General features: G+C 71.5%; 7 protein-coding genes and 1 pseudogene. 4 read left to right on the top strand and 4 right to left on the bottom strand.

The genetic code is table 11. The features are described 5' to 3' along the window. Positions 1 to 73: 73 nt before the first annotated feature. The 4 genes from KUM49_RS26915 (at position 74) to KUM49_RS26900 (ending at position 8051) form a co-directional block, all read left to right on the top strand. A complete protein-coding gene (locus tag KUM49_RS26915) occupies positions 74 to 769 on the top strand; it encodes a GntR family transcriptional regulator (RefSeq protein WP_217239542.1) in 696 nt (231 codons plus the stop codon). A 91-nt stretch (positions 770 to 860) separates the two neighbouring features. Continuing rightward, the gene (locus KUM49_RS26910) at positions 861 to 2387 is read left to right on the top strand and encodes a hypothetical protein (RefSeq protein WP_217239541.1); all 1527 of its coding nucleotides are present in this window, start codon (positions 861 to 863) and stop codon (positions 2385 to 2387) included. Positions 2388 to 2490: 103 nt separating this feature from the next. Then, positions 2491 to 3381, top strand: coding sequence for a hypothetical protein (locus KUM49_RS26905; RefSeq protein ID WP_217239540.1), 891 nt, complete (start codon positions 2491 to 2493; stop codon positions 3379 to 3381). Between the two features lie 47 nt (positions 3382 to 3428). Further along, the gene (locus tag KUM49_RS26900; RefSeq protein ID WP_217239539.1) at positions 3429 to 8051 is read left to right on the top strand and encodes a hypothetical protein; all 4623 of its coding nucleotides are present in this window, start codon (positions 3429 to 3431) and stop codon (positions 8049 to 8051) included. 93 nt (positions 8052 to 8144) lie between these two features. Here the strand turns inward: KUM49_RS26900 and KUM49_RS26895 are convergent. The 4 genes and pseudogenes from KUM49_RS26895 to KUM49_RS26880 all read right to left on the bottom strand — a co-directional run. Then, positions 8145 to 8510: pseudogene (locus KUM49_RS26895) on the bottom strand (GMC family oxidoreductase N-terminal domain-containing protein); the annotation flags it as partial. Positions 8511 to 8526: 16 nt separating this feature from the next. Then, on the bottom strand, positions 8527 to 10083 hold the full coding sequence (locus tag KUM49_RS26890; protein ID WP_217239538.1) for an APC family permease: 1557 nt from the start codon (positions 10081 to 10083) through the stop codon (positions 8527 to 8529). Positions 10084 to 10188: 105 nt separating this feature from the next. Continuing rightward, positions 10189 to 11655 (bottom strand): aldehyde dehydrogenase family protein, encoded by a 1467-nt coding sequence (locus KUM49_RS26885; RefSeq protein WP_217239537.1) that lies wholly within the window; start codon positions 11653 to 11655, stop codon positions 10189 to 10191. Then, positions 11636 to 12763 (bottom strand): aromatic ring-hydroxylating dioxygenase subunit alpha, encoded by a 1128-nt coding sequence (locus tag KUM49_RS26880; RefSeq protein WP_217239773.1) that lies wholly within the window; start codon positions 12761 to 12763, stop codon positions 11636 to 11638. The genes KUM49_RS26885 and KUM49_RS26880 overlap by 20 nt, the downstream gene beginning before the upstream one ends. Positions 12764 to 12855: the final 92 nt, after the last annotated feature.

Genomic DNA, 12855 nt, shown 5'->3' with positions numbered 1-12855 from the left:
AGGTAGAGGATCGTTGAACGATCCTTCAATACCCGTGTTGTTTCGTTCTTGTATCTACGATTGAATTCCGGGCATGGCAGAGCAGCTGGCGGGACTGGCCGACGACCGCGCCCTCCTGGGCCGCACGAGTACGGCCGAGCGGGTCGCGGACATCCTCCGGAGCCGGATCGCCGAGGGGTTCTTCCCGCCCGGGACCCGGCTGTCGGAGGACAGCATCGGCGGCGCCCTCGGGGTCTCCCGCAACACGCTGCGGGAGGCGTTCCGGCTGCTCACGCACGAGCGCCTGCTCGTCCACGAGTTGAACCGGGGCGTCTTCGTCCGGGTCCTGACCGTCGAGGACGTGGAGGACATCTACCGGACCCGCGGCCTCGTCGAGTGTGCCGTCGTACGGGGTCTCGGTGAGCCGCCGTACGCTCTGGACGGTCTCGCGGAGGCCGTGGCGGAAGGGCAGCGCGCGGCGCGTGACGGCGACTGGAAAGTGCTCGGTACCGCCAACATCCACTTTCACCGGGAGCTGGTCGCGCTCGCGGCGAGCAACCGGACCGACGAGCTGATGCGCAGCGTCTTCGCCGAACTGCGCCTCGCCTTCCACGTGGTGGACGACCCGCACCGGCTGCACGAGCCGTACCTCGCGCGCAACCAGCAGATCCTGCGGGCGCTGCAGGCGGGGGACAAGGACGAGGCCGAGAAACTGCTCGCCGTGTACCTCGCCGACTCGTTGGAGCGAATCGTCGAGGTGTACCGGCGGCGGGTCGGCGAGGAGGGCTAGCTGGGCCGCCGCAAGGGTGTGATCACCGTGACGCCGGGTCGCATCTGCGTCGTTTGGGTCGTTGTCAGACCGAGGACCTAGTCTGTGCACCGTGACTTCGCCTGCATCGACGGACAGTGTTCCGCCCCAGCTCAGCGCGGGGCCGCGCCCCGCACCGGGACCGGCCGCCGACGAGGGACTGGCGCGGCGGCTGCGCGCGCTCGCCTGCACCGCGCCGCTGCACGACCTCGACGCCCGCAAGGCCAACCTCGCCGGCGAGTACTCGGTGTACGGCATGGCGGAGGTGGCCCTCGCGGCCATCGACCTGGTCACCCTGAACATGGACTTCGACACCGGCGCCGACCACGACCAGATCGTCGCCCGGCTCATCCCGCGCATCGCCGCCCAGGCCCCGCAGCGGCCCGTCGCGGAACACGAGCGGGTGGCCCGCTGGGTCCTGGAGAACCTGATCAACGTCGGCAGCGTGGACCGCGGCTTCCGCGCGGTGTACGGCACGTTCGCGCAGGACGGCACGTATGTGCGCCGTGACTACGACTTCAAGCTGATCGAGGAGGTGCCCGGCCCCGGCGGCTCGGTGTATCTCCGGACGACGGACGAGGCGGTCAACGTCCTCGTCGGCGCCCTCGACACCGATGTCACCAGCGCGCAGATCGCCGCCGAGGTCAAGCTGGAGGTGCTGATCAGCCGGGGCCGCCTCGCCGACGCCCAACTGGCCGCCGAACAGGCCCGCTACCGCACGGTCCAGTACTCGGAGACGCTGCGCAGAGCACTGGACGCGACCCGGCGCAACGTCCGCGCGGTGGACTGGCTCAACACCGTCCCCGACATGATCGCCGAGGCCCTCGACCATGTCGCCGACCGGTACCGCCACGAGAACGCGATCCTCACGAACATCCGCAAGGCGCGTGACGAGTCCGAGGACCCGGAGCAGAAGCGGCGCGCCGCCGAACTGGTGGACATCGTCAAGGACTGCATCCGACGGCACACCCAGTTGCAGTCCCGGCTGCTGGAGGCCGGGCCGCTCTTCCGTGCCGAGCAGGACCGGCAGGCCTTCGCCACGCCCATGACGACATCGGGCACGGACCTGTACGGGCATCTGCTCGCGCCGGTCCTGCCGCTGGCCCTGGAGCAGGCGGTCCGGGTCACCGACGCGTTCTTCGCGAGCGGAACGGGATTGCGTACGCCGGTGTCGGTGCGGGTGGGGGACCTCGTCGACATACTGCTGACGCCGCCGATGGAGCGGGAGCATCTGGGTGCGGAGATGCCGGAGCCGGATCTCATCGCCACGCCGGACGGCAGCCGGTTCAGCGAGGAGCAGTTGGCCTGCGCCATGGTGTTGCTCGATCTGCCGGCGGATGCGCCGCGCAGGCTTTCGGGGCTGCTCGCCGAGGCGCGGCGCCAGGATCCTGATCTGCCCTATCTCGTCGCGCTGTTGGCGGTGCACGCGGCCAGCCCGCCGGTCGGCACGGCGTATCGGCAGGGCGAGGAGAAGCTGTTGTTCGCCGTCGACGACGGGACCGAGCTGGACGATCCCGAGTTCGGTGGGGCCGATCTGATAGTGGGGACGGCCTTGTTGGATGCGGCGGGGATGGCGGCGGGTCGGACGGAGGCGGCGTGATGTTCTCTTTCGGCTGCGGGTCCGTCGTGGCTGGTCGCGCGGTTCCCCTCGCCCCTGAGGGAGTTGCGATCGCAGTCGTTTTCAAGATCAAGGAGTTGCAGTCGTGAGCGAGCATGTCGAGTGGAGTGAGCCGGACGCCGGGCCTGCGCCGGTGACCGCCGCCGTCACACCCGCCGACGCCGCCGACGCGGCGCGGCTCGTCGCCTTCGGGCTGCAGCCCAAACTGCAGCCCGCCCGGGACCAGGAGTACACGGAACTGCTGCGGCGCTACCGCGAGGATCCGCCGTTCGCGCGGCTCGCCGACGCCGTGGCGGCAGGGCTGGGACTGGTGGTGCTGGAGGTGTCCCCGCGCGCGGGGATGGCCGTGACCGCCGCGGAGGACTCGGTGTTCGCCGTGCGGATGGGCGACTACGCGCGACGGACGTCCGCCGACGGCGGCGACCGGTTCCTGCACGGGCTGGCGCACCTCGCCGTCGCCGCCATGGCGTTCCCGCGGCCGGAGGATCTCGCCGACGACGGCTATATCGGGCGCGTCTCGGTCAACGGCGTCGACGCGTTCGTACGGCAGGCCTGCCGGCGTCTGGAGGAGCGTGCCGAGGAGCAGGGCGAGAACACCGACCCGGCGACCGACGCGCCCGGTCTGGAGGCCGCCTGGCGGATCTGGGTCAGACGTAGCGCGACCGGCGCCACCAAGGACGCGCGCCGGCTCGCCGGTTCGACGACCGGCATCGTCGGCAAGGCCGTCGCCTTCCTCACCGAGTCCGGGTTCCTGCAGCGGACCGGGGACGACAACGGCGGTACCTACCGGACCACGGCCCGCTACCAGCTCCAGGTGCGGGACATGGCGGGCAGCGCGGCGATGGCCGAGTTGCTGGAGCTGGGCGTCGTTCCCGTCACCGACGGGACGCCGACCCTGCTGCCCGCCGAGGACACCGACGACCTGGAACTGGTGGCCGACGCCGGGCTGCCGTTCCACGCGCCGGCCCAGTCCTGAAACCGTCCTGAATCCCCTCACCTGCCGAAGACTTACGAGAGTCCGCCATGTACGAGCTGTCCCGGGTCCGCCTCTACTCCATCGGGCCCGCCGGTGCGCGCTACGCCGACACCGTGCTTGACCTGCGCGGTGTGGGCCGGCCCGTGCCCGACCCCGCGCCCACCCAGGCGGAGTTCTTCGAGGAGGAGCCCGTCGGCCCGCCGCGCCGGCCGGCGCCCGCCGGTGTGCTCTTCCTGGAGAACGGCGGCGGCAAGTCCGTCCTGCTCAAGCTGATCTTCTCCGTGATGCTGCCGGGCCACCGCAACACCCTCGGCGGCGCCAGCTCCGGTGTGCTGCGCAAGTTCCTGCTCGCGGACGACTGCGGTCACGTGGCGCTGGAGTGGCAGCACGTGCTGACCGGCGAGAGCGTCGTCGTCGGCAAGGTGAGCGAGTGGCGTGGGCGCCAGGTCTCCAACGACCCGCGGAAGTTCGCCGAGGCCTGGTACTCCTTCCGGCCCGGGCCCGGTCTGAGCCTGGACAACCTGCCCGTCGCCGAGTCCACCGCCGTACGGTCGTCCGTCGAGGGCCAGTCGGGTGCGCAGGGCCGTCGGCGCACGATGAAGGGCTTCCGGGACGCCCTCACCGAGGCGGGAAAGGCCTACCCGCATCTGGAGGTGCACTGGGAGGAGATCCACGACCGGTGGATCGAGCACCTCGGCGAGCTCGGCCTGGACCCCGAACTCTTCCGCTACCAGCGGGAGATGAACGCCGACGAGGGCGAGGCCGCCGGCCTCTTCGCGGTCAAGAAGGACTCCGACTTCACCGACCTGCTGTTGCGCGCGGTGACCGACACCCGCGACACCGACGGCCTCGCCGACCTGGTCAGCGGCTTCGGCAACAAGCTGGGGCGACGCGCCGAGCTGATCGCCGAACGGGACTTCACCGCCGGGTCGGTGGACCTGCTCGGCCGGATCGTCGAGGCCGCCGAGGCCCGCTCCCGCGCCCGTGACATCCACACCGGGGCCGAGCGCCGCACGCGGACCCTGGCACGGCGGCTGTCCGCGCGCGGTGCCCGGGAACGCGTACGAGCCGCCGACCTCGCCCAGGGGGTCACCGCCGCCTCGGACGCCGTCACGCAGGCCGAGGGGGCTCGGGAGCGCAGCGCGCTGATCGCCGCCGAACTCGCCTACCGGCACGCCTCCTTGGCGCTCGCCGCCGGCGAGAAGTCGGCCGCCGCGCAGAAGCGTGAGCTCGCCGAAGCACGCACGCTGCACTCCGCCTGGCAGGCCGCCGAGGCCGTGCTGCGCCACCGCGCCGCCGCCGACCGGGTGGCCCGTGTGGCCGTCGCGATCCAGGAGGCCGAGCGGGACGCGGCCCCCGCGCTGGCCGCCCGGTCCAGGGCCGCCGTCGATCTCGTACGGGCTTTGCACGCGGCCGCCGAGGGCGCCGAAACCCTCGCCGACGAGGAGGAGGAGCGCTCCGCCGCCCTCCAGGAGGTCAGCGACCGCGCGCACCGGGACTCCACGTCCGCCGCCACCGAGGCGCAGCGCGCCCGCAGCGAGGTCGGGCATCTGCGGCAGCGGCTGAGCGAGGTCGAGCAGGAGACCGCCGAAGCGGTGCGCGCGGGCTGGCTCGACGACAGCGCGCCCGACGCCGACCCCGCGCGCGCGGCCCTTGCCGCCAACGACGCCGAGAAGGCCGCGGTCGCCGCCTGGGACACCGCACGGGAGGCCGCCGGCCGAGCCACCGAGCACGCGCGTGAAGCGGCGGCGGCCGAGTCCCGCGCGGAACTGACCGCGGCCCGCGCGGAAGACGCGGCCACGGCCGCCGAACGCTCCTACGAGGCCGAGCGCCGCCTCGCCGAGGCCCTGGCCACCGAGGAACGGCTGGCCGAGCTGCTGAGCCTGACCGGCGGCGACAAGCGCTCCTCGGTGGTTCCGCAGCCCCGACAGGAGACGGACGACAACGACCGGGGGGCGCTCACCCCCGAGGACCTCGACCGCTTCGCCGACGAACTGCGCGAACTGCTCGACGACGCCGTCTCCTCCGCCGAACGGCAGCTCTTCGACCTGCGCACGGCCGCCGCCGACGACTCCCGCATCCTCGGCGCGCTCGGTGACGGCGGACTACTGCCGCCCGGCCCGGACGTACTCGCGACCGTCGAGTACCTCGGCGAGCACGGCATCCCCGCGCTGCCCGGCTGGCGCTACCTCGCGCAGGCCGTCGACCCGGCCGACCACGCGCGCGTGCTGGCCGCGCGGCCGGAACTGGTCGACGGTGTGATCATCACCGACCCCGGCACGCACGCGCGTGCCCGTGAGGCGCTGAGCGAGGCGGCGCTGCTGCCGCGGTCCGCCGTGGCGGTCGGCACGGCGGCCGCCCTCCTCGCGCCGACTCCGGCGCCCGACTCCGACAACGGCGACGTCTTCCTCGTACCGCCCAACCCGGCCATGCACGACGAGCACGCCGCCGACGAGGAGCGGCAGGCGCTGCGCGCGCGGGCCACCGAGCGGGACGAGGAGATCCGGGACCTCGCGGCACGGCTCGGGAAGGACCGGGAGCTGGCGGCGCGGCTCGCCTCCTGGCGCACCGGCTGCCCGGCCGGGCACCTCGTCGAACTGGGCCGGGCCGCCCGGCAGACGCGGGAGTTCGCCGAGGAGACCGAGGCCGAACTCGCCGAGGCGCGGACCGTACGGGCCGAGGCCGACGAAGCCGCCGCCGAGGCCGCGCAGGTCCGCGACGAGCGGCAGGACGCCGCCCAGAAGGCGCGGCGCGCCGCCGACGCCCTCGCCGGGCTCGCCTTCCGGCTTCGGGAGCGGGCCGGCTGGCAGGTCAAGGTGCGCGAACTCGCCGACGAGGCGTCCGAGTCGGAGGCCCGCGCCCAGACCTGCCTGGACCGTGCCCGCGCCGCCGACGAGGACCGGCGCGCCGCCCAGCGCGCGGCCGACGACGCCCGCCGCACCGCTCGCGCGCTGCGCGCCGAGCGCGCCGAGATCGCGGGCGCCCCCGACGACGTACCGGAGAGCGACGCGGCGGATCCGACGGCGTCCCTGCCCGCCCTCCGCGAGGCCTATCGGGCCGCTTCGCAGTTGTACGAGAAGGTCGGCGTCGGCGCCGATCTGCGGTCCGAGCAGGCGCGCGCCGAGAGTGACGAGAGCGCCGCGCGCGCGGACCTGGACCGGCTGAGCAACAAGGTCCGCACGCGCGCGGAGCAGCTGCTCCAGTCGCCCGACGGATCCGACGGCCCGTCCCGGCAGGCCGCCGTTGCACGGGCCGAGGAGCTGGTGCAGCTCCTGGAGACCCGGATGTCCGGGGCGAGCGAGCAGCTCGGGCGGCTGCGCGGCGAGGCCGAGCGGCACGCTCCCGAGGACGGCGAGACGCACACCGAACTGCCCGAGGAGGTCCAGCCGCGCGACGCCGAGCACGCACAGGCGCTGCTGCGGACGGCCACGTCCGAACTCGCCTCGCGCACCGAGGCGTTGAGCCAGGCCCGGGAGACGCACGCCGGACTTCTCGACGCCCACCGCGCCGCCGAGGACGCGGCCGGCGGCTTCGACGAGATCGCCGCGATGCTCCGCGACCTGCTGCGTGAACCCGCCTTGGAGGAGGAGCCGGAGGAGACCGAGGCGTACCCCGGCAGCCCGGAGGAGGCCCGGCAGTCCGCTGCCGAGGCCCGCCGGTCCCTGCGCGGCTGCGCCGCCGACCTGTCGGCCGCCGAGGCCGCGGTGCGCGAGGCGAGCGACATCCTCGTCCGGCACGCCAACTCCACGCGCTACGAGCAGGTCCGCACCCCCGCCCGGCAGCAGATCCGCGAGCTGCCCGCCTCCGCGCTGCCCGAGCACGCCCAGAAGTGGGCCGACGCCTTCGCGCCCCGACTGCGCGTCCTCACCGACGAGCTGGAGCAGCTGGAGCGCAACCGCGACTCGATCGTGGACCGGCTGCGCGGGCTCGTGGAGTCGGCCCTGGCCACGCTCAGGTCCGCCCAGCGGCTGTCCCGGCTCCCCGAAGGGCTCGGCGAGTGGTCCGGGCAGGAGTTCCTGCGCATCCGCTTCGAGGAGCCCGACCAGGCCACCCTCACCGAGCGGCTCGGCGAGGTCGTCGACGAGGCGACCAGGGCCGCCGTCAAGAAGAACTCCGACCTGCGCCGCGACGGCATGTCCCTGCTGCTGCGCGGGGTCGGCGCGGCACTCCACCCCAAGGGCGTCGCCGTCGAGATCCTCAAGCCGGACGCCGTCCTGCGCGCCGAGCGCGTGCCCGTCGGACAGATGGGTGACGTGTTCTCCGGCGGTCAGCTGCTGACGGCCGCCATCGCCCTGTACTGCACGATGGCGGCGCTGCGTTCGAACGATCGCGGACGCGACAAGCACCGCCACGCCGGCACGCTGTTCCTGGACAACCCGATCGGGCGCGCCAACGCGACCTATCTGCTGGAACTCCAGCGTGCCGTGTCGGACGCGCTCGGAGTCCAGCTCCTCTACACCACGGGCCTGTTCGACACGACCGCGCTCGCCGAGTTCCCGCTGGTCATCCGGTTGCGCAACGACGCCGACCTGAGGGCCGGGCTGAAGTACATCAGGGTGGAGGAACACCTCCGGCCGGGACTGCCGCATGAGGCTCCCGCCGGGGAGGGCGGGCACAGTGAGATCACCGCGACGCGGATGTTCAAGCGGCCGGCGCCGAGCGCACCGTAGCCGACGGTGGACGGGGAACCGCGGGACCGTCGTGGCTGGTCGCGCAGTTCCCCGCCCCCCTGACGGGGCGCTTGTCTACGCGTCCTCCTTCACGAGGTCGGCGCACTCGGCGCTCCAGCCCGTACAGCCCTGGGCGGCCCAGCCGTCGAGGTCCTCGGCCGGTGCCCAGAAGGCGATGCAGGAGTTGTGGGACGAACAGCCGCCCAGTACCTTCGCGCGGGCGTGCCGCATGAAGCTGTTGCCGCTGGCCTGCGGCTCGATGGGGTAGTCCCAGTCGTAGCCGGACTCCAGCAGGCCCATCCAGCGCTCGAGTTTGAGGACGTCGTCGTCGCCAACATCGCTCGGACACGCCTCCAGGACGCACACCGTGACCGAGGGGTCCTCGGAGAGGCGGGCCGCCACGACGTTGCCCGCTGTGCCGCCGCCGACCACCACATAGTCGAACTCATCGGTACTCATGAGTGGTTGACCTCCTTCAGTCGGCCGCCGGGGCGGCGAGGGGAGTCGTGGTGGCCTGCAGCTGGTGCTCGGCGAGCACACCGGTGCGGTGCCGCTGGACGAACCAGTAGTAGGCGAAGCCGCCGCCCATGATGACGGCGACGAACAGCACGGCACCCCAGCGCAGGTACCAGTGGTACGGAGCGGCCGCGTTGTAGACCTCGGCCCGCGGCCAGATGAGGTTGATCGTCATGGCCGTGCCCCAGACCACGGCGACGATGTTGACGAGCAGTCCCCAGCGGCCCAGCGAGAACTTGCCGTCGCCCGCGGGCTGCCACTTGCCGCGCAGCCGGGCCACCAGCATCGGCCCGGTGACGCCGAGGTAGGCGAGGTAGATCATGATGATGCCGATGCTGGTGACGACGGTGAAGATCTGCGGCTGGCGGATGTTGACGACGAGGATCGCCACGGCGAGGATGCCGATGATCACCGCGGGCAGCACCGGTGTCTGGAAGCGCGGGCTGACCTTGGCCAGCTTGGAGGACCCGGGCAGGTTGTTGTCACGGGCCATCGCGAAGGTGAGACGGATCGCCGCCGTGTGGACGGCCAGCGCGCACACGGTGACCGCGATCAGCACGCACCACAGCATCGCCTTGCCGGCCGTCGAGCCGAGCACGTCGAGGACGATGTACTGCAGACCGTCCGTGGACAGCTTGTCGCCCTTCAGGCTGGAGACGCTCATCAGCGCGAGAAGCAGGATCAGACCGCCCAGGACGAACGAGGCGACGATGGCGCGGATGATGGCGCGCGGCGCGTTGCGGGACGGGTCCAGCGACTCCTCGCCGAGCGAGGCGGCCGTGTCGAAGCCGTACATGACGTACGCGGACGCCAGGGAGGCCACGAGGAAGGCGCCCATGTAGCCCGCCTGGTGCCCGGCCCCGGTGCCCGCCGTGTCGGTCACCACCTGCGGACCTCGCGTGATGTGGACGGCGAACATCACGATGAGGACGACGGTGGCGATCAGCTCGATGAGCACGCCCGCGCTGTTGATGGTGGCCATCAGCTTCACACCGAAGGCGTTCACCAGGGTCGTGAACAGGATCAGCACGGTCGCGAGGACGACCGCGTTCGTCGCCACGTCGTACTTGCCGGAGCCGTCACCCACGAACTGGAACGCCGACGAGATCTGCGGGAGCGTCAACTGATAGGCGAGCGCCACCGCCGAAATCGACACGATCGAGGCGATCAACATCATCCAGCCGGCGAGCCAGCCCAGATGCGGATTGCCTATCTTCTTCGACCAGTTGTAGACGGAGCCCGCGACGGGATAGCGGGCGGCCAGTTCCGCGAAGCACAGGGCGACCATGAACTGGCCGACGAAGACCATCGGCCACGACCACCAGTAGGCAGGGCCGCCGCTGCCGTAGCCGAAGTAGAACAACTGGAAGGTGCCGGTGAGGATCGAGATGTAGCTGATTCCGGCGGCGAAGGTGTGGAAGTTGCCGAGGGTGCGCTTGAGTTCGGGCTTGTACCCGAACTCGGCGAGTTCGGCGTCGTCTCTTTCTCCGGACGTTGGTTTCTCGGTCGTCGTCATGAGCGGACTCCTGGTGGGCCGGGGAGGGAGGAGCGACTGCTGCGGGTGCCTGGATCAATGTGGGCCGTTATACGCGTAGGCCATGTGCATGGTGTTACAGGAGAGTCAGGCGAACCAGCCCTGCGGCACGGGGGCCGTGTTGCGCCAGATGTGCTTCGTCTCGCGGTACTCGGCGAGGCCGGACGGCCCGAGTTCGCGCCCGAAGCCGGACTGCTTGAAGCCGCCCCACTCCGCCTGCGGCACGTAGGGGTGGTAGTCGTTGATCCAGACCGTGCCGAGCCGCAGCCGCCCCGCGACCCGGGCCGCCTTGCCCTCGTCGCTCGTCCAGACGGCGCCGGCGAGGCCGTAGATGGTGTCGTTCGCGACGCGCACCACCTCGTCCTCGCTGGTGAAGCGTTCGACGGTGAGCACCGGTCCGAAGGACTCCTCCTGGACGACCGACATCTGGGCGGTGCACTCGTCCAGCACGGTCGGCGGATAGTAGAAACCGTCGTCGAGACCCGGTCCGGACGGGCGCGCACCCCCGCATCGCAGCACCGCCCCCTCCTCCAGGCCCTTGGCCACATACGCCTCGACCTTCGAGCGGTGCGCGGCCGAGATCAGTGGCCCGGTCTGCGCCTGTTCGTCGAACGGCCCGCCCAGGCGGATCAGTTGGGCCCGGCGTACGACCTCGTCCACGAACCGGTCGTGCAGGGAGTCCTCCACCAGTAGCCGGGCTCCCGCCGAGCAGACCTGCCCGGAGTGCAGGAACACCGCCGTCAGCGCCATGTCCACGGCCGCCTCGAAGTCCGCGTCCGCGAAGACGATGTTGGGATTCTTGCCGCCGAGTTCGAGTGCCACCTTCTTCACGGTCGCGGCCGCGGCCACCATCAGGCGGCGACCGGTCTGCAGGCCACCGGTGAAGGACACGAGGTCCACGTCCGGATGGTCGCCGAGCGGCGCACCCGCCTCCGGGCCGGCGCCGAGGACCAGGTTGCCGGCCCCGGCGGGCAGCCCGGCCTCCGTCAGGAGCCGCATGAGGTGGATCGCGGTGTGCGGGGTCAGCTCGCTCGGCTTCAGCACGAAGGTGTTGCCGGCGGCGATCGCCGGAGCGACCTTCCAGGCCGTCTGCAGGAGCGGGTAGTTCCACGGCGTGATCAGGGCGCAGACACCGACCGGCTCGTACACCACCCGGCTGTCGACGCCCTCCGTTCCCGTGTCCACGACCCGGCCGGTCTCGCTCGCGACCAGCCGCCCGAAGTAGCGGAAGCAGTTCGCGATGTCGTCGATGTCGTACTCGCTCTCGACGAGCCGCTTCCCGGTGTCCAGGGACTCGGCGCGGGCGAGTGCGTCCTTGTCCCGGATCAGGAGGTCGGCGACCCGCAGCAGCAGGTCACCGCGCTCGTTCGGGGACGTGCGCGGCCACGGCCCCCCGTCGAAGGCCCGGCGGGCGGCGGCGATCGCCTCCACCGTGTCCTTGCCGCCCGCCTCGTCCACGACCCCCACCAGGGAACCGTCGGCGGGACAGCGGATCTCGCGGGTGCGCTCGTCGACCGCACTGCGCCAGGTGCCGTCAATGAACAGGTCCGGCATGACTGCCTCCCAGTTTTTCCACGAGCCACTCGTGGAAGATCCCGATGTGGTGCTCGGTGGGGACCAGCACACCACCCCTGCGGTACGCACGCGACGCCATCGTCGGCTGCGTGCGTTCACAGGCCTCGAAGTCCTGCTCGTTCACCCGGTGGAAAAGCTCCACCGACTTCGACACGTCCGCCCCGGACTCCACGACCTCCGGCGCGTACAGCCTGTCGCACTCTACGACCGTGCGGTCCTCGGCCAGGGGGAGCATGCGGTGAAGGATCACATGGTCCGGTACGAGGTTGATGAAGACCGTCGGCTTCACCGTGATGGCGTAGTAGCGGCGGTCCTGGTCCGCGGAGACCGAGGGCAGCTTGGCGAAGCCCTCACTGCCGTCCACCGTGAAGCCCCTGATCTCCTCGCCGAACTCGGCGCCGTGGCCCACGTAGTACTGGGCCGCGTAGCCGTCGGCGAACTCCGGGAGCACGTCGGTGAGTTCGGGGTGGATCGTCGCGCAGTGGTAGCACTCCATGAAGTTCTCGACGATCAGCTTCCAGTTCGCCTTCACGTCGTAGACGATCCGCTTGCCGAGCGCCAGGTTCTCGGTGCCGTAGTGGTCGATGGCGGCCACGTCGCCGAGCCGTTCCACGGCGGCGTGCATGACCGTCTCCTCGAAGGAGGGCGGTTCGTCGGCGAGGCACACCCAGGCGTAGCCGAGCCATTCACGCAGGGACACCTTGATCAATCCGTAGGCGACCCGGTCGACGTCCGGCATCTTGATCAGGTTCGGCGCGGCGATCAACTTGCCGTCGAGGTCGTATGTCCATGCGTGGTACGGGCACTGGAGGTTGCGGCGCACCTCGCCGGACTCCTCCGTGCACAGCCGGGCACCGCGATGGCGGCAGACGTTCAGGAAGGCGCGCAGCTCGCCCTTGCGGCCACGCGTGATGAGGACGTTCTCGCGGCCGGTCTGGACGGTCCGGAAGGCGCCCGGCTTGGCCAGGTCGGCGCTGCGGACCGCGCAGAACCACATCGACTCGAACAGGTGCTCCTGCTCCTGCCGGAAGATCTCCGGATCGGTGTAGTAGTCCCCGGGAAGGGTGGCGATCAGGCTCGGGGAGATCTGGGGGGCCTCGGAGAGCGGGGTCCGGGGGGGGCGGGGGTCGTCGTCACGGGCGTGCTCCTCAGGCGGGCGCGGCGGCGAGGCGGGAGGGG

It is taken from the genome of Streptomyces sp. AC555_RSS877, assembly GCF_019049245.1.
Classification (GTDB): domain Bacteria; phylum Actinomycetota; class Actinomycetes; order Streptomycetales; family Streptomycetaceae; genus Streptomyces.
The sequence above is the reverse complement of the archived record's forward strand: the minus strand, read 5'-3'. Positions and strand labels throughout refer to the sequence as shown.